Below are 17563 nucleotides of genomic sequence, written 5' to 3' on the forward strand. Positions count from 1 at the left end.
CGCGACCATGCGCGTCCTGGTTCGCATGCTCGGCTTTGATTGGCCTCCGGAGGGGCGTTGGTGCATGGGTCCGGACTTGAGCGGATGTCGATCTTTGAAGCGGCAGACTATGCCGTGGCCGCCTTGCGGGGGGCGGATTTCGGGCGTGCGCAGGCAAGCATGCGGTTGAGGACGGCGCAGCCGATGGCGACTTCGGTCTGCTGAACGGGAAGCGACCGTGCCCGCAAACGCCGCCCGATGGTGGACTTGTATCGCCCTATGGCGGTCTCGACCAGCGAGCGTTTGCCATAACCGTTGGAGACCTGCCATTTCATCCGGCCGTCTCTGCCGATTGCGGCGATATGCTGGTCCCTTTGGCCGGCAGGTCTATCGTCGAATGGTTCGACCGCGTTGACGCGAGGCGGAATGACGATTGCGGCGGCAGCGCTGTGATCGATGACTGCGTCGTAAGTCGGTTTTCCGTCATAGGCGCCGTCAGCAGTAAACTGTCCGATCGGACCGCCAATCTGGTCGAGCAGTGGCTCAACTTGAGAGACATCGCCAGTGTCCTGATCAGTCAGGGTATGGGCAATGATCTCGCCGCTGTCGGCATCCAGTGCCAGATGCAGCTTGCGCCAACTGCGACGGGATCTGGCGCCGTGCTTCTCCTCCAGCCACTGACCCGCGCCGTAGACCTGCAGGCCGGTGCTGTCGACAAGAACATGCACTGGTCCCTCCGGCGCAACCTGGCGATCATGCCGTTTGTTGGGCGATTGCCATGTCCGCGCCCGACGGCTCAGGGTGGTATGATCGGGGACAGTGAGCGCCAGCCCCATCAGTTGCAGCACCGATTCCAGCAAGCCTTCTGCCTGGCGCAGCCGCAGGCCAAACACAAGGCCCAGCGTCAGGGTGGCCTCGATCGCCAGATCAGAATAGCGGTGCTGGCCGCCACGTGTCTTGCGTCTTGGCGCTTGCCACCTGGACAGGGCTTCCGGCGTCACCCACAGGGTCAAACTGCCGCGATGACGAAGTCCTGCCTCATATTCTGGCCAGTTCGTCACCCTGAACTTCATCTTCTCAATATGATGGCGGCGGCTGGTATTGGGGTCGGAACAAGATGGGGTGGTTGCCGCCCTCCCCAGACGGCATCGCAGTGTGCCAGAGTTGTGATCCATAAAGGTCACACAGCGGAGAGGACGGCAAATGAAGAATATAATGATCGGGATTGATCTGGCAAAAAATGTTTTACAGCTCCACGGGGCGTCGATGACGGGCGAGGTACTGTTTCGCAAGAAGTTGTCGCGCGGGCAGTTTCTGCGTTTCATGCAGAGCCAGCCGACGGCTGTTGTCGTCATGGAGGCTTGCGGCAGCGTCCACTACTGGGCACGCGAGTTGATGTCGCTGGGCCATGAGGTCAAGCTGATCGCACCACAATATGTGCGCCCTTTCGTGAAAATATGGTCAGGTGAGCATATACTGCGGCAGTGCAGATCGCTATGCGCGGTCTGAAATTCGCGGGCCACAACTCCCTCGTCCGAGTACGTGTGGCACCGTCGCTCCTAGAGGCGGTCCGCAACCGGTTAGACGAGATCCCCCCGACCGCGACATCGCGCGCCGTCGTCGACCTGATCGCCGACGCGCGCGTAAAGGATGCGGGATGCATTCTCGAGACCGATGCCGGACTGGTCGACGCCACGATCGAGAGCCAGCTTGCGGCGATCGAAAGCGGCCTGCGTAGCGCCCTACTAGACTCTGCAAAGCCAAACCATAGTGATGTCGGAACACCAAGGTGATGTCCGAGCCAGCCGAGCCGACGGACGCTATTTCCCCCGAGCACGAGAACATCGATCGTTTCTTCCAGCTCGCAAAACGAGCAGTTGCGCAGGCTTCGACAATGCACGTCCGCGGCCGTGTCCTCCAGATCGTTGGAACGGTTAAGCGTGTCTGTGATTGCTGCGCCGTCGGCAGCGACGATTTCGCAGGCCCCACATTCGCGGTGACCGGCAGTGTTTTGTGGCTGTAGCGACGCGGCGCCCAACTCGCGGCCATTCTCAAGGTTATCGCCACGCGCAAGTCAGGTTTGCCCATGACTGCATTGACCGCTGCCGTCATGTCCTTCTCAGCCTTCGCGTGGGTCAGGCTGCCGCGCTTGAAGCCTTGAATGACAGTGCGCTCGTCTGGTTGGTCGTCGAACGGACGTGTGCCGATGGTCAGTGGAGCAGGCGAGTGAGAGAGAACATCAATAGGCGTGCCGCCAATATTTTCGCAATGCTCTAATCGATTAGAGTTGTGAAGAGCAATTTTATCCCGTTTACTTGCGGCTCAAGTCACGCATAAAAGAAGGTGGCACCGAATCGGTAGCTTATCCCCTGTCTTTTGCGTACCCGCGGTCCGTGGCGCCGAGTGGACGATTGAAGACCGCCGGTCTCACTAGCAGGTGGGCACAAGGGCTTGGGGCCGGTTGGCAAGCCACAGGAGTAGGACAAATGTCGAAGGATTCGGGTAAGGGCGATAATCACGGCGGCGGGCCAGGCAAGATCGAGATCACGGTGGTGGTGAACGGCCAGCCCACGCAGGTCGAAGCCAATCCCAACCAGCCGCTTCACGTCGTTCGTACCAAAGCCCTTGAGAACACGCAGAACGTCGCCCAACCGGCCGAGAATTGGGAATTCAAGGACGAGGCCGGCAACCTGCTCGACGCTGACAAGAAGGTTGGCGATTTCGGTTTCGCGAGCATTGTGACCCTGTTCCTCAGCCTGAAGGCGGGTGTAGCAGGTGCCTGAAATCCAAACTGTGGACCCTGCGGTCTCGCGAGCGAAGTTCGATCGGCAGATCGGCTGGTTCCAAACACAAGCAGGTGCTTACCGGGCTCAGGGTTGTTTCCTGATCGAGGCGAGCTTCCCTACGGCCTTCTTCATCTTCGCACCGCCCAAGATAACGCCCCAGATAATCGGTGCAGCTGTCCAGATTGACTTCTCCAATTACGACCTCCGACCTCCGTCGGTGGTCTTCGTCGACCCCTTTACGCGCCGGCCGATTGCCCGGAAGGATTTACTGTTAAGGATGCTAAGACGACCGCATCTACCCGGAACCCCACCGGATATGATTTCGGTCCTCATGCAGCAGAACGCTCTGTCGCTATCGGACTTCATCCAGGCCAATAGTGCGGAACACACCCCATTCCTGTGCATGGCAGGCGTCCGGGAATACCACGACAATCCAGCCCATTCAGGTGACTCATGGCTTCTCCACCGGGGTTCTGGCGAAGGCTGTTTGGCCTTTATCCTGGACAAGATCATCAAGTACGGGACCGGCCCCGTGGAGCAGCTTCAGTATCAGTTCCAAATCTCAGTGGGAGCCATGGTAGTACCCCTACCGGCCATCCCGGAATGAGCGCTTTGACGGATGTAACGACCGTGACTCTCCCGCGCGGCTGCATCTCGACCACGCATGCGCATCTGCGCTCGGTTGGTCGCGAGGGCAATGAGGGGATGGCGCTCTGGGTCGGCGTTCAGGAAGACCAGTATTTTGCCGTAACAGAGACGGTTATCCCGGCGCAGCGTCACATTCGGACGGGCGATGGTGTTTGCGTGATAGTTCCGGCCGAGGAACTACACCGGCTCAATGTCTGGCTCTACAAGAGCGGCCTGAAACTCTTGGCCCAGATCCATAGCCATCCGGGCCGAGCCTACCATTCGACGACCGACGACGCTTATGCGGTTGCTACCACGGTTGGGTGTCTGTCGCTGGTAGTGCCGAATTTCGCCCGCGAGCCTTTCGATTTTGCTCGGGTGGCCGCCTATCGGCTTGACGGAAAGGCCAACTGGAATGCGCTCCCTTCCGCGGCACTGTCGCGAATGATCACGATAACGAGTTGAACAATGGCATTCGCTAACTTCATCGACCGTGCCGCCACGGCGGCATCGCAGGTCCTGGCCAATTTTCATCTGGAAGACTTCAAAACAGCTCTTCAAAAGCAGGTCGTGGCCGTCGCCTTCGACGATCAGGCCGCTTCGTGCGCCGAAGGCCAGGCGACACTAGATCTTGCAGTGAGATTGCTCGCCAGGCTCTATCCCGTTCTGGCGATACTCCCGCTGGACCGCGCGGCGAGCTCTCAAGCCCAAGCGCTGGAGCGCTTGGCAAAGTCGATCAATCCAAAAATCGGCATCCGGCGTTCCGGCAAGTCTGCCACGGTCTGCGTAGTTGCAGGGGTGTCGCGCCCATCACTCCGGTGCCCGACCTTTTTCATGGGATCGGACGGTTGGGCGGCAAAGCTGTCGCTTACGGACCCGGTGGGCTCTGGCCCGAGTTTGCTGCCCTATGGAGCTGGCGCCGCCAGTTGCTTCGGCGCCGCCAACGTCTTTCGAACCATCTTCGCCGCCCAGCTGACCGGCGCCGAGTTGGACGAAAACATCGACCTCTCCTTATACAGCTACGACAAGACCAAAGCCGGCGAGGCAGGCCCGATCGACTTCCCTGTCGACCTTGGCGAAACGCACCTCGTTGGGCTCGGCGCGATAGGCCATGGCTCGCTTTGGGCCCTAGCGAGACAGCCCGGCCTGTCGGGTCGCCTGCATGTAATCGATCCCGAAGCGATCGAACTCTCAAACCTGCAGCGCTACGCATTGGCCGGCCAGGCGGAGATAGGCATGTCCAAGGCGGTCCTTGCAACCACCGCCCTTCGATCGACCGCCCTCAAGGTCGAGGCGCATCCGCTGACGTGGGCAGAATATGTTGCGCGCCGGGGCGATTGGGTCTTCGACCAAGTGGGTGTGGCGCTTGACACCGCCGCCGACCGTCTGGCTGTCCAAGGGACTCTGCCCCGATGGATCGCGAATGCCTGGACCCAGGAGCACGATCTCGGGATCTCCCGGCATGTTTTCGATGACGGCCAGGCTTGCCTTTGTTGCATGTACCTGCCGTCCGGGAAATCCAAGGACGAGCACCAGTTGATTGCCGAGGAACTCGGAATACCGGAAGCACACGAGCAGGTGAAAACGCTCCTGCAGACCAATGCCGGAGTTCCCAACGACTTTGTAGTTCGGGTGGCTACAGCGATGGCTGTGCCGTTTGAACCGCTAGCCCCGTTTGTTGGCCAGCCCATGCGCTCCTTTTATCAGCAGGCTATCTGCGGCGGTCTGGTGTTCCAGCTCAGCGATGGAAGTCGCCTCGTTCGAACCGTAGTTCCGATGGCCTTTCAGTCAGCGCTTGCCGGGATTATGCTTGCCGCGGAGATGGTCAAACATAGTGCGGGTTTTCCCATGAGCCCGACGACGAGCACTCGGGTGAATCTTCTGCGCCCGCTTGGCTCTCACTTGCACGATCCGAAGGCCAAAGATTCCAGCGGCCGCTGCATCTGTAGCGACGACGATTTCATTGCCGCTTACAGGCGCAAATACAGCAAGAGCGTTGAACAGCTAATACCAAGTTTCACTGAGGCTGACTCTAGAGGGGTTGCCAGCAGCGGCTTGAATTGATTCAACATGGCAACCGGACCGGAGTTCGCCATGCCCATCGCGCTTCGCACAGATTTTGACGCCGCCACGGTGAGAGCAGCCGCGCGTAGATCAAAGGCTGGAGCACAGGCTCGGCGTCTGCTCGCGTTGGCGGCGATCTATGAGGGTGCGAGCCGGACGGAGGCAGCGCGGATCGGCGGAGTAACGCTGCAGATCATCCGGGACTGGGTAGTGAAGTTCAACGCGACCGGACCTGACGGATTGATCGACCGGAAGGCGCCAGGGCAGCCGTCGCTGCTGAATGCGACACATCGCGCGGCTCTGGTCGATGCGATCGAGAGGGGCCCGACACCGGCCGTTCACGGGGTCGTGCGCTGGCGGATCATCGACCTGGCGCAAATGCTCTGGGACGAATTCTCGCTGTCGGTTTCGAGGTCGACGCTGAGCCGCGAGCTGCGAGTGCTCGGCTACCGCAAGCTTTCAGCGCGGCCCAAGCATCATGCTCAGGATCCAGACGCGATCGAGGCCTTCAAAAAGGGGGCTTTGCCGCCGAGTTGGACAAGGTCAGAGCGTCCCTCCCGCGCGGCACGCCGATAGAAGTTTGGTTCCAGGACGAAGCCCGGATTGGGCAAAAGAACAAGATCACGAGGCGTTGGGCGAAGCGAGGAACGCGGCCATCCGCACCGCATGATCAACGCACCAAGTCCGCCTATATCTTCGGGGCGATATGCCCGCAGGAGGGCAAGGACAGGACGTGGCTCACCACCGCCAGCCCTGCTCCGAGCACGGACGCACGCGTTGGCAAAGGCTGCGGTCTGCGCGACGATGTCCCCGGGTTTGGCGCTGAGATCCGCCACGACGTAGAAGTGCCGCGCCGAGCGTTCGCCTTTCACAATCAAAGGCACTTCAGCCAGCCCGCTGAGCTTGGCGAAGTCGTCCTTGATAAGGCGCGACAGGTTGTTCTTCTGGAGCCTTCCCTCGCGAAGCAGCAGCAGACGTCCCAGCTCGTCGCAACCCAGCACTGTTGTCGGCCCTTTGTCGTGGCGGGACGCTTTCGGCTGCACGATCTTGACGACGCCGTCCCCATATTCTGGATCGGCTCCGAGCATCACCTGTGTGGTGATATCTCCCCCCTCGCCGTGACCGTAGTTCGTGAACACCACCCCGGTGCCCTCAATGACCCACCCATAATCCTTGGCAAGCGAGTTGGCGGTCAGTGTGCCAGCCCATTGCACCGAAAGGCGCGGCTGCAAGCGCGCTGGTTAGCGACGATCTTGATCATGATCCCCCGGTGCCTCTCTGCGCTGCATGTCTCGTCGGCTTATAGGGAAAGTGCGGAACATTCGGATCGCCACCTTCAACGTGAACGGCGTCAATGGTCGGCTGCCCGTGCTCCTCAAGTGGCTCACGGCTACCGACTACGACATCGTCTGCCTCCAGGAACTGAAAACGTCCGACGAGAAATTTCCGGTCGAGGCTATCCGGGAAGCGGGATACGGCGCCATCTGGCATGGCCAGAAATCCTACAACGGAGTGGCGATTCTGTCTCGGGGGACGGATCCGGTTGAACGCCGGCGCGGCTTGCCAGGCGATCCCGATGACACCTACAGCCGCTACATCGACGTGAACGGGCTCGTTGTCGGTTGTCTCCACCTGCCGAATGGGAATCCGGCGCCTGGTCCCAAGTTCGACTACAAGCTGCGCTGGTTCGACCGCCTCATCAGCTACGGGCAGGACCTGCTCGAAGCGGGCGCGCCGACTGTGCTGTGTGGCGACTACAACGTCGTGCCAACCCCGATCGACGCGGTCGCGCCGGGACGATAACTCGGCGATGCGGTTTTCTTCCCAGAGAGCCGGCAAGCCTATGCGAAGATGAAGCAGGATGGATCGACACAGTTCGCCGCATTCATCAGTGTACACCTATTGGAATTTCTCCTATCAGGGCGGCTATGATCGGAGCTCGGGTCTGCGGATGGACCAACTCCTCATTAATCCCTCACTATCAGATCGCCTAGGCAACGCCGGCGTCGATGCAGAGTTGCGATCGTGGGAGAAGCCGAGCGACCATGCGCCGGCATGGATCGATCTCGATTGAGCATCGATGAACACCCGCGAGGCGGAATTAGGCACTGACCAAAGTTTGAATACAAATTCTGGTCACAACGATGTTGTCGATTGCTACTGACCAATTTTTATATATAATCTTCGGTCAGAAAGGCGGCCCAGATGCCAGACCCGACGTCCGACACGCTCGATCGCATTCACGACCGGATCACCCAGGCGGCGCCGGCCGGCGTATGGTCGCGCGCCGACTTTCTCGACATTGGGACACCTAATGCCGTCGAGAAGGCGCTGCAACGGCTGACCCTGCGGGGTGACATCCGCCGGCCCTATCGCGGCCTCTACGACAAACCCAGCGTCAGCAAGCTGACCGGCAAGATGGTGTTTCCGCCCCGCGCCTCGTTCATCGACGCTATCGCCCGGCGCGACAAGCTGCGCGTGCTGGTCGATGGGATGACCGCCGCGAACGACCTCGGCCTGACGACAGCCGTCCCGGCGCGCTCGACGATCTATGCCGACACCTATCCGCGAACGATCGAGATCGAGGCGAGCGCAGGCGATCCGCTGGCGACCAGGCCGGTCATCTACAGACTCGACTTCAAGCGCATCTCGGCAAAGACGGCATTCTGGGCCGGCCGGCCCGCCATGCGCGTGATCCAGGCGCTGACGTGGTTTCGGGATGAACGATCGAGCTTCGATGCGGCCGTCAACGGGATCGTCCGACATCTGTCGCGCAATCCCGATCGAGACAAGATCGCTCAGGACCTGCGCGACAACATTCATGCGGTCCCCGCGTGGATGTATTCGCTGGTAGAGACAATCACGCGCAGGATCGTCGAGGATCAAACCGAAAGCGCGCCGAAGTCAGAACCCACGAAGGGCGATCATGCAGAAGACGTTCATTGAGATCCTGCGCTCGAGCGTCGACGAACGCCGTACGCTCTTCGAGACGGTCGCCGCCCATTTGGGCACCCAAGCGCCAAATATCGAAAAGGACCTCTACGTCTGCTGGGTGCTCGACTTTCTGTTCAACCGCCGGCCGAACGATCCGGTTGGTCTATATTTCAAGGGCGGCACCAGCCTGAGCAAGGCGTATGGATTGGTGCGCCGGTTCTCCGAGGACATCGACATCGGCATGTACAAAGCTGATCTGCATGTCCCGCTGGAAGCGGACATCGCCGCCCTGCCCTCCGTCAATCAGCAGCAACGCGCGCTCGCTGAGAAGGTCGACGAGGCAGCGCGGCAGTACATCTCCGGACCGCTCAGAGAACTGCTGACCAGGGAGCTCGCGATCGTCGAAGAGGCGGCCGGACGTCCTGGCCATTTTTCGTTGGGCTTCGGCTTTGATCTCTACCGCAATAAGGAAGCGCTCGACATCCTGGTGCTTGGCTACAAGAGCGTCTTTGAGTCCGCGGGCAGCTATGTGCAGGCGGCGGTCCGGATCGAAGGCGGTGCGCGCCCCGATCCCGAGCCGGCCGAGTCACGCGAGATCGTGCCCTACATCGTTGCCGAAATGCCGGACGGGAAAGCCTCGCCTTTCGGAACGTGACGACGGTGAGGCCCGAGCGGACCTTCTGGGAGAAAGTGCTGATCCTGCATGCGATGACGGAGATGACAGAAAAGCGGCGTCAGGATGCCAATCCCGAGCGGCCCGGGCCTGATCTCAATCGGTACTCACGCCACTACTACGACGTCCATCAGATCTGGACGCACCCCGATTACGGCGTCGCGACGGCATCCATGCGCGAGCTTGCCGAGGCCTGCCGACAGCATAAGGCGCTGATGTTTCGCGCGCCCGATCATCGTTACGACCGCGCGGTGCCGGGCAGCTATCGCCTGGTTCCGACGGAAGATATGCGGGCCAAGCTCGCGACGGACTACCAGCGGATGTCATCGATGATTTTCGGAACGTCGCCTGCTTTCGCGGAGGTAATGGCGAGCATCAAGGCGCTCGAGCAATATCTCAACGTCGCGCCGGCCGAGCAGAAAGATGCCTCCAGTCACTGAACATGTCGGTGAGAGGAGGGCATAGGGGAAAAGTCGACACGGCCGTGTTCTGGGGGAGTGGAATGGCATGACATTGATCCGAGTGCTCGAAATCGAGAACTTTCGCGCTATCAAGAAGCTCCGTTGGTTGCCGGGTCCAGGCGTGAATTGTCTGATTGGGACGGGCGACAGCGGGAAATCCACCGTCCTCGACGCCATCGATCTGTGCCTCGGCGCACGGCGATCGCTGTCCTTCACGGATGCGGATTTTCATGCGATCGATTTTGATCAACCCATTCGCATTTCCGTGACCCTTGGTGCCCTCGATGAACCGCTCAAGAGCATCGACACCTATGGCGATTTCCTCGTAGGGTTCAACGCCGGCACCGGCATTGTCGAACCCGAACCGGGAGCCGGGATCGAAACGGGCGCTGACCCTGCAACTCACGGTGCAGAGTGATCTCGAGCCGGAATGGTCACTTGTATCCCCGCGCGCTCAGGCAGCGGGACGCACCCGCAATCTCAACTGGGCCGATCGCACCCGAATTGCGCCTGCGCGTCTGGGTGTTACCGGGGACACCCACCTGACATGGCGGCGCGGCTCGGTGCTGAGCAAACTCTCAGATGGCAAGGCGGATACATCGAGCGAGCTTACCCGGTTGGCCCGCCAAATGCGGGACGCCTTCGACCAGAAGGAACTCAAGGAACTCGAAGGGTCCCTGAAGCTGGTCACGACCGCTGCAGGCGAGATGGGTGTGCCAGTCGGCGCGGCGGTGCAGGCATCTCATCGATGCGGGCTCGGTCACCTTCACGGGCGGCACGATCTCTCTTCACGATGAGAATGGCATACCGCTCCGATCTCTCGGCCTGGGCTCGTCGCGTTTGCTTATCGCGGCGTTGCAGCGAAAGGCTGCTGACAAGGCGTTGGTGCACGGATCTTTTATTGGTGTGGGTTTAGGCAAGCGGTCACCGCAATAGCCTTTGTAGCGTAGCCATGCCTTTCAAACACAATACCAGCCGCCGCCATCATATTGAGAAGATGAAGTTCAGGGTGACGAACTGGCCAGAATATGAGGCAGGACTTCGTCATCGCGGCAGTTTGACCCTGTGGGTGACGCCGGAAGCCCTGTCCAGGTGGCAAGCGCCAAGACGCAAGACACGTGGCGGCCAGCACCGCTATTCTGATCTGGCGATCGAGACCACCTTGACGCTGGGCCTTGTGTTTGGCCTGCGGCTGCGCCAGGCAGAAGGCTTGCTGGAATCGGTGCTGCAACTGATGGGGCTGGCGCTCACTGTCCCCGATCATACCACCCTGAGCCGTCGGGCGCGGACATGGCAATCGCCCAACAAACGGCATGATCGCCAGGTTGCGCCGGAGGGACCAGTGCATGTTCTTGTCGACAGCACCGGCCTGCAGGTCTACGGCGCGGGTCAGTGGCTGGAGGAGAAGCACGGCGCCAGATCCCGTCGCAGTTGGCGCAAGCTGCATCTGGCACTGGATGCCGACAGCGGCGAGATCATTGCCCATACCCTGACTGATCAGGACACTGGCGATGTCTCTCAAGTTGAGCCACTGCTCGACCAGATTGGCGGTCCGATCGGACAGTTTACTGCTGACGGCGCCTATGACGGAAAACCGACTTACGACGCAGTCATCGATCACAGCGCTGCCGCCGCAATCGTCATTCCGCCTCGCGTCAACGCGGTCGAACCATTCGACGATAGACCTGCCGGCCAAAGGGACCAGCATATCGCCGCAATCGGCAGAGACGGCCGGATGAAATGGCAGGTCTCCAACGGTTATGGCAAACGCTCGCTGGTCGAGACCGCCATAGGGCGATACAAGTCCACCATCGGGCGGCGTTTGCGGGCACGGTCGCTTCCCGTTCAGAAGACCGAAGTCGCCATCAGCTGCGCCGTCCTCAACCGCATGCTTGCCTGCGCACGCCCGAAATCCGCCCGCCGCAAGGCGGCCACAGCATAGTCTGCCGCTTCAAAGATCGACATCCGCTCAAGTCCGGACCCATGCACCAACGCCGAGTATATCGACGGCGAGATGAAGCGGCTTTTCAATGCGCTTCCGTCGGTGATCGGAGCAGAGACCGCTGAGGCTTTCGTGACCGAGGCGGCCCATTTCCTGGGCGAACTGAATGCGATCCATCCCTTCCGAGAAGGCAATGGCCGTTCGCAACTTTCATTCATGGCGATGCTCGGCGAGCGCTCGGGATATCCCATGGATTTTAGTCGCGTCAGAAGAGAAACATTTTTGCCAGCGATGATCGCAAGCTACGCGGGCGATCTCACCCGATTGGTCCTGGAGCTTCGTCATCTGCTCCGTTGAAAACTTGGGTGTGCGCCGTTCAAGACGAGCGTCTACCGCGTGCGCCTAAAACCGGGCTGAGGCATGTGCGACGAGCGTGCCTGGAGAGCATGAGGAACTGTGGGGCGGTTGGTTACGGAGTACGCATACGACGAAGGCCGCATGATTGGCACGCGCGCGTGCGCGCGGCGGGCTCTATGATTGCGTGAGGTCAGGCGGCCTGCTGATTGGCGGGCTTGTCGGCTTCGCGCAGGCGCTTCCAGTGCCAGGGCAGTAGTTCGTGCAGACGATCGCGCTCGCGGAGCAACCAGGCGTGCATGTCGTCGAGAAGTGGTTTGCTTTTCTCCTGCCGCACGGCATACCGCTCGTCCGCGCTGCGGCCGTTGATGGCGCGCTCGATCTCGAACAGCGCGTCGAGGCGCCTGACCGGCACCGTAAACTTAACGCTGTGAAAACAAGATCTGGGAGTGAGGCTTTGGTTCATTCGGCGTGAAGGCGCGCGATTTGGCGCCATGCTTGCATGGCAGTTGCTCGCAGTTCTCGATGGTGGGTGGATGGAATATCGTGGCGGGGAACGTTAAAGAGGTTGGCGATCGGGTCGTGGACGGAAACGAAACGCTGAAGATGTCGCGCTGACTTGAAGCGCTTCATGATCCTCTCCCGCCGTCGGACGGGTTGATGAGAGTTCTCCGCCCGATTGTTCAGGCCCTTGTGCGAGCGATGCTCGACGCCTGGCATGATCTCCCGCTTCGCCGCACCGTAGGATCGAAGCTTGTCGGTGATCATCACACGCGGCGAACGGCCTTGCCCTTTCAGAAGCTTTCGCATCAAGCGCTTTGCCGCCTTGGCATTGCGACGGCTTTGCACCAACACGTCGAGAACAAACCCGTCCTGATCAACGGCGCGCCAAAGCCAGTGTTTCTTTCCACCGATGGTGATGACAACCTCATCGAGATACCATTTGTCGCCGAGCTTGCCGGCCGATCGCTTCCGGATATCATTGGCAAAGTGTCTGCCAAATTTCTCAGCCCAAAGTCGCACGGTCTGGTGAGAGACGATGACGCCACGAGCTGCCAGCATATCCTCGACCATCCGCAGGCTGAGCGGAAACCGGAAATAGAGCCAAACGGCATGGGCAATCACCTGCGCCGGAAATCGGTGGCGACGATAAAGAGGGTCACGGGAAAATCTGGTCATGCCGCCAGATCCCACATTTTGATCGATGCCCGGTTAACGTTACGGTGCCGTACAAAGAGTTCCTCACTTGAAAAGTAGTCCGCCCTGTGCGTCAGCCGGCGAATAGTTCGGAGCCAAAACCCGGTCAATACCAGTTCGCCCGGTCAACATGGCAGCGAACGACATTGCCGGTGCGGTCTGGTTCAAGCGTCCGTCGAGCCGCGAGGCAGGGTCGGTATTGTCAGATAGCCGACAATGTCGAGTACGCAACGTAAAGGAAGCTGACTCTCGGATGTTTTTGAACGCTTTTTGCCTTGGCACGGAACATGCACACTATTCAGCAAAACGCACCGACTGAGTGGTCATGAGAGTCTCTGACTTACGCCACCTCCCAAGGCGTACCCGGCCCGGCAGGAGCTCAGTCTCCTGCCGGGCATACATTTCAGACGCTCGTGTTCAGAACTTCAAATGCGGGTCATGCAAAGGCGAACCACCAGTCAGACGCCATGCACGCTATCGATTCAGGGAGGTTCGAAGTGGGATCGGATGACTCACCAGCGGCTGCAGGGGGCGGACGGTTTCTAGAAAAGGCCGATCAGGACCGTATTGGAGGAGTCCGCAAAAGGCGTCGTCGCATCCGCGACCTATGTGGGCTGCTGCCATGAAGAACCTGGCCCATAGTGCATCCTTTGATTCGGAGGATAAACAGGAAATAACGTCATGATCCCAAAGAACGGTAACTTCAGTCCGGCGCCCCGGGCTTTCCCGCAGGCCCTGACGGGGCTCAATCCACCGCCCGCGGATCCGGTTAGCACGATCGGACTGGCCAGCTTTCCAGACAACGTGCCAGCGACGGATGGGCCCTCGCCGCAGAAGCCCTGGGGCATCCTCGGGGAGCAGTTGCCGGAGACAAGGTGGGAGTTGGCGGAGTCTTCGCTCGCCTTGGAGGAGGACTTTTCCGGACAGGCATGGCGGATCGTCGCGCAGTTCAGGGGAGACCTGCCGCCAGCGAGCCCGGACGAACACGATGCGCCCACTCGCGCCGGCAGCCTTGTTGTGCCGGCGGATGAGGACGCGGCCAGCGCGACATATCCGCAAACCAACGCGCATCCGCGGCAAGACCTCTCGTTGGACGCTATGGACGAGGCTCTGCCACGGGAGGGGGTACAGCAGCTTCTGGAGCTCTCCCCGCAGCCCCTTGCCGGCCCAAGCCACAGCACTGCAGGGTTTCCCGCCGTCGACGGGGGAGCACGTGAAAGAGCGGAAGACTACGAGCAGGCCCTGGGCATCCTCAGGAAGCACTTGCCGGAGACGTTTTTTGGGGTGGCGAAGTCTATGCTCGCCGAGGGGGGGGACTGTTGTGAACAGGCATGGCGGATGGTCGAGCAGTTCCGGGAAGACCCGTCCTCAGCGAAGTTTGGAGAGGCGACAGGGTGGGAATGCGAGATGGCGCAGCAGAGGAACGGATATGACTGCGGTGTATCAGTGCCGGCGGCCACACACGAACTGGTGACCAGACTGGCGAACCGCCAATCGTCCGAGAGCGCATCGCTGGATCTTCGAGACGTCATCGCCGATCATACGGCGTTGCTGGCGCGGCACGGGGCGCAACCGGCAATCGCCTTGGAGGAGAGTCATACGGAGGCGCGGTCAAGCTCGAAAGGGAAACGCGGGGCTCGCAGGGCCGGCGGCGCCTGGGAAAACGCGGATGCGCTGGCGGAACTCAAGTTCGGCGGCGACACGTTCGGCAAGGGCGACATCGGTCGTGTCCCATCAGGTGGTGTAGCTCGGCGGTTACGAAGCCGCTCGCGAGCGCGCCGTTAGTAGCGCTGTAGCGAGTGAGCGGCGTGTCGGTGGTCATCGGCGCTTTCCGGTAGGGTTGGGTTGTTGACGCCAACCCGTTTCGGAAGGACCACCGATGACCGACGACATGATGAACCTGCGCACGCTCGTGGAGAAGACCCCCGACGCCGATATCTTGCGCGAGATGATCGGCTTTGCCGCCGAGCGGCTGATGGAGCTGGAGGTGGGCGCCGCCACCGGCGCCGGCTATGGCGAGAAGAATGCGCTTCGGCTGGCTCAGCGCAACGGCTACCGCGACAGAGACTGGGAGACGCGGGCCGGCACCGTCGAACTGCGCATCCCCAAGCTCAGGAAGGGCTCTTACTTTCCGGGCTTCCTCGAACCGCGTCGCATGGCGGAGAAGGCGCTGACCGCCGTCATCCAGGAGGCCTACGTCCAGGGTATCTCGACCCGCTCGGTCGACGACCTGGTCAAGGCCATGGGCATGAGCGGAATCTCCAAGAGCCAGGTCAGCCCGCTGTGCGAAGAGATCGACGGCAAGGTCAAAGCGTTCCTTGAAAGACCCATCGAGGGCGACTGGCCATACCTGTGGATGGCACCGTAACGTTAACCGGGCATCGATCAAAATGTGGGATCTGGCGGCATGACCAGATTTTCCCGTGACCCTCTTTATCGTCGCCACCGATTTCCGGCGCAGGTGATTGCCCATGCCGTTTGGCTCTATTTCCAGTTTCCGCTCAGCCTGCGGATGGTCGAGGGGCACTGTAAACTTAACGCTGTGAAAACAAGATCTGGGAGTGAGGCTTTGGTTCATTCGGCGTGAAGTCGCGCGATTTGGCGCCATGCTTGCATGGCAGTTGCTCGCAGTTCTCGATGGTGGGTGGATGGAATATCGTGGCGGGGAACGTTAAAGAGGTTGGCGATCGGGTCGTGGACGGAAACGAAACGCTGAAGATGTCGCGCTGACTTGAAGCGCTTCATGATCCTCTCCCGCCGTCGGACGGGTTGATGAGAGTTCTCCGCCCGATTGTTCAGGCCCTTGTGCGAGCGATGCTCGACGCCTGGCATGATCTCCCGCTTCGCCGCACCGTAGGATCGAAGCTTGTCGGTGATCATCACACGCGGCGAACGGCCTTGCCCTTTCAGAAGCTTTCGCATCAAGCGCTTTGCCGCCTTGGCATTGCGACGGCTTTGCACCAACACGTCGAGAACAAACCCGTCCTGATCAACGGCGCGCCAAAGCCAGTGTTTCTTTCCACCGATGGTGATGACAACCTCATCGAGATACCATTTGTCGCCGAGCTTGCCGGCCGATCGCTTCCGGATATCATTGGCAAAGTGTCTGCCAAATTTCTCAGCCCAAAGTCGCACGGTCTGGTGAGAGACGATGACGCCACGAGCTGCCAGCATATCCTCGACCATCCGCAGGCTGAGCGGAAACCGGAAATAGAGCCAAACGGCATGGGCAATCACCTGCGCCGGAAATCGGTGGCGACGATAAGAGGGTCACGGGAAAATCTGGTCATGCCGCCAGATCCCACATTTTGATCGATGCCCGGTTAACGTTACGGTGCCGCCTGAAGGCTTCCGGTCGCTCAGACTTCCGGCTCGGTTACGCCACGCCGCATGACGTTCATGCTTCGTTCGACCTTAGCGTGTCGGGCCTTTATCAACCAAAGACAGCTACGGCTGATTTGATGACGATGCCGCCATGCGGGCTTCGGCGCATCTGACGACCCGTGGCGGTGCGAAAAACATTCGTCAATTGCAGCGCAGGCGGCACGCGCGACCACAAGGTTCGCACGCTCTCCCGGCCATGCCGGGTTTTGCGAATGACGTTTCCTGTGACGACGCGCTGCGACCATCGGAAGCCGATCTCGTGGAAATACAGGTCGGCATGCTGCGGGCTGATATGATGAAAGACGCCGGCGATGGTGCGGCGGACGCGGGAGTTGAAGCCCTCCACCGAATTGACGTGGACGGCGTCGCGAACATACTCACCGCTGGAATGCTTCACGGTCTCGTGCTTGGCAAAGCTCTCACCAATGGCCATGAATGCCTTCCACTCGTCGCTCATCAAATGAGCTCCCGATTCGATCTGCGCTTCAATGACGCGTTCGCTTGCTCGCGCCGAGAGACTGGTCACGACCGCGGCACGCGCGTCACCGGACGGAGCGCCGGGCGTGACGTCGGTCGGCCGCTGCACCATGGCCATGACCGGCGCCTTCTCCGTATTCGCCTGACCTTTCCGGCCCCGTCCCGGAGGTGGGTCATCCGGCCGCTTTCTGGGCCTTCCACCGAGATGGAAATGGTCGATCTCCACCGTGCCGGCGAGCATGTTCTCCCGCGCCACCATGAGACGCAGCGCATGTCCCATCCGCCAGGCCGTTGGCTGGCTCACCCCGAGCGCCTCGGCCAGGCGCACCGACGACAAGCCCTTGTCGGATTGCAGTAACAGCCACATGGCCTTCAGCCAAACACGCAAGGGAAGCTTCGTGGAGTGCAGAGGCGTGTGTGTCGTCACCGTGAACTGGAACCGGCAATCGCCGCTGGAACATTGATAAAGACCTGGTCGGGCGCGCCGCTTGCCGGTATCGCGGCCGGCAATCGCAATCGAACGTTTGTATCCGCAGGCGGGGCAGATCCGGCCATCCGGCCACACCATGCTTTCCAGCAACCGACGGCAATGCTGCTCATCCCGGAAGGCCGCGATCATTTCTTCAACAGTCCGAATGTTGGAAAGCGCTGCAAGCATTTCAGGCATTCTCACCTCCTTCAGATA

Annotated in this window: 16 protein-coding genes and 7 pseudogenes; 18 read left to right on the top strand and 5 right to left on the bottom strand. The window is 60.5% G+C overall.

Annotated features, from left to right (window positions below; all coding sequences use genetic code 11):
* Positions 1-107: 107 nt before the first annotated feature.
* Positions 108-1052: an IS5 family transposase gene (locus AC0V8S_RS38165; RefSeq protein ID WP_475439175.1), complete on the bottom strand. Its 945-nt coding sequence runs from the start codon at positions 1050-1052 to the stop codon at positions 108-110.
* Positions 1053-1245: 193 nt separating this feature from the next.
* Between AC0V8S_RS38165 and AC0V8S_RS38170 the strand changes: the two are divergent.
* The 15 genes and pseudogenes from AC0V8S_RS38170 to AC0V8S_RS38240 form a co-directional block, all read left to right on the top strand.
* Positions 1246-1434: pseudogene (locus AC0V8S_RS38170) on the top strand (IS110 family RNA-guided transposase); the annotation flags it as partial.
* A 41-nt stretch (positions 1435-1475) separates the two neighbouring features.
* Positions 1476-1772, top strand: a complete 297-nt coding sequence (locus tag AC0V8S_RS38175) for a FliH/SctL family protein (protein WP_183455338.1) — start codon at positions 1476-1478, stop codon at positions 1770-1772.
* A complete protein-coding gene (locus AC0V8S_RS38180; protein ID WP_183455339.1) occupies positions 1772-2002 on the top strand; it encodes a hypothetical protein in 231 nt (76 codons plus the stop codon). Before AC0V8S_RS38175 ends, AC0V8S_RS38180 begins: the two co-directional genes overlap by 1 nt.
* A 463-nt stretch (positions 2003-2465) precedes the next feature.
* On the top strand, positions 2466-2762 hold the full coding sequence (locus AC0V8S_RS38185; RefSeq protein WP_183455340.1) for a DUF2604 domain-containing protein: 297 nt from the start codon (positions 2466-2468) through the stop codon (positions 2760-2762).
* Positions 2755-3372 carry a putative metal-binding protein gene (locus AC0V8S_RS38190; protein ID WP_475438863.1) on the top strand — a complete coding sequence of 206 codons (618 nt, stop codon included), beginning with the start codon at positions 2755-2757 and terminating at the stop codon, positions 3370-3372. The genes AC0V8S_RS38185 and AC0V8S_RS38190 overlap by 8 nt, the downstream gene beginning before the upstream one ends.
* On the top strand, positions 3369-3857 hold the full coding sequence (locus AC0V8S_RS38195; RefSeq protein WP_183455342.1) for a Mov34/MPN/PAD-1 family protein: 489 nt from the start codon (positions 3369-3371) through the stop codon (positions 3855-3857). The genes AC0V8S_RS38190 and AC0V8S_RS38195 overlap by 4 nt, the downstream gene beginning before the upstream one ends.
* Positions 3858-3860: 3 nt before the next feature.
* The gene (locus AC0V8S_RS38200; protein WP_475438864.1) at positions 3861-5456 is read left to right on the top strand and encodes an E2 ligase fold family C protein; all 1596 of its coding nucleotides are present in this window, start codon (positions 3861-3863) and stop codon (positions 5454-5456) included.
* Positions 5457-5462: 6 nt separating this feature from the next.
* Positions 5463-6178, top strand: a pseudogene (locus AC0V8S_RS38205) (IS630 family transposase); the annotation flags it as partial.
* Between the two features lie 598 nt (positions 6179-6776).
* Positions 6777-7530: pseudogene (gene xth / locus AC0V8S_RS38210) on the top strand (exodeoxyribonuclease III).
* Positions 7531-7661: 131 nt separating this feature from the next.
* Entirely contained in the window at positions 7662-8402 is a 741-nt protein-coding gene (locus AC0V8S_RS38215; protein ID WP_475438865.1) for a DUF6088 family protein, read from the top strand.
* Positions 8383-9503 (top strand): annotated as a pseudogene (locus AC0V8S_RS38220) (nucleotidyl transferase AbiEii/AbiGii toxin family protein). The gene AC0V8S_RS38215 and the pseudogene AC0V8S_RS38220 overlap by 20 nt, the downstream one beginning before the upstream one ends.
* Positions 9504-9570: 67 nt before the next feature.
* A complete protein-coding gene (locus tag AC0V8S_RS38225; RefSeq protein ID WP_475438866.1) occupies positions 9571-9942 on the top strand; it encodes an ATP-dependent nuclease in 372 nt (123 codons plus the stop codon).
* Positions 9875-10321: a hypothetical protein gene (locus AC0V8S_RS38230; RefSeq protein WP_475438867.1), complete on the top strand. Its 447-nt coding sequence runs from the start codon at positions 9875-9877 to the stop codon at positions 10319-10321. Before AC0V8S_RS38225 ends, AC0V8S_RS38230 begins: the two co-directional genes overlap by 68 nt.
* A gap of 155 nt (positions 10322-10476) precedes the next feature.
* On the top strand, positions 10477-11466 hold the full coding sequence (locus AC0V8S_RS38235) for an IS5 family transposase (protein ID WP_475438868.1): 990 nt from the start codon (positions 10477-10479) through the stop codon (positions 11464-11466).
* Between the two features lie 72 nt (positions 11467-11538).
* Complete coding sequence (locus AC0V8S_RS38240) at positions 11539-11823, top strand: Fic family protein (RefSeq protein ID WP_475438869.1); 285 nt, start codon at positions 11539-11541, stop codon at positions 11821-11823.
* A gap of 190 nt (positions 11824-12013) precedes the next feature.
* Here AC0V8S_RS38240 and AC0V8S_RS38245 read toward each other — a convergent pair.
* A pseudogene (locus AC0V8S_RS38245) lies at positions 12014-12229 on the bottom strand (IS66 family transposase); the annotation flags it as partial.
* A gap of 53 nt (positions 12230-12282) precedes the next feature.
* On the bottom strand, positions 12283-12999 hold the full coding sequence (locus AC0V8S_RS38250; protein ID WP_183455349.1) for an IS6 family transposase: 717 nt from the start codon (positions 12997-12999) through the stop codon (positions 12283-12285).
* A gap of 699 nt (positions 13000-13698) precedes the next feature.
* On the opposite strand from AC0V8S_RS38250, the gene AC0V8S_RS38255 reads away from it, so the two are divergent.
* From AC0V8S_RS38255 to AC0V8S_RS38265, 3 genes and pseudogenes are all read left to right on the top strand, one after another.
* Positions 13699-14802 (top strand): hypothetical protein, encoded by a 1104-nt coding sequence (locus AC0V8S_RS38255; RefSeq protein ID WP_475438870.1) that lies wholly within the window; start codon positions 13699-13701, stop codon positions 14800-14802.
* 94 nt (positions 14803-14896) lie between these two features.
* Positions 14897-15376, top strand: a pseudogene (locus AC0V8S_RS38260) (transposase); the annotation flags it as partial.
* A gap of 48 nt (positions 15377-15424) precedes the next feature.
* A pseudogene (locus AC0V8S_RS38265) lies at positions 15425-15538 on the top strand (IS6 family transposase); the annotation flags it as partial.
* Positions 15539-15591: 53 nt separating this feature from the next.
* Here AC0V8S_RS38265 and AC0V8S_RS38270 read toward each other — a convergent pair.
* Together AC0V8S_RS38270 and AC0V8S_RS38275 are read right to left on the bottom strand one after the other, a co-directional pair.
* Entirely contained in the window at positions 15592-16254 is a 663-nt protein-coding gene (locus AC0V8S_RS38270; RefSeq protein WP_475438871.1) for an IS6 family transposase, read from the bottom strand.
* Positions 16255-16450: 196 nt separating this feature from the next.
* Positions 16451-17545 (bottom strand): IS1595 family transposase, encoded by a 1095-nt coding sequence (locus AC0V8S_RS38275; RefSeq protein WP_475438872.1) that lies wholly within the window; start codon positions 17543-17545, stop codon positions 16451-16453.
* Between the last annotated feature and the right edge of the window lie 18 nt (positions 17546-17563).

The sequence above is a fragment of the Mesorhizobium oxytropidicola genome, assembly GCF_056174625.1.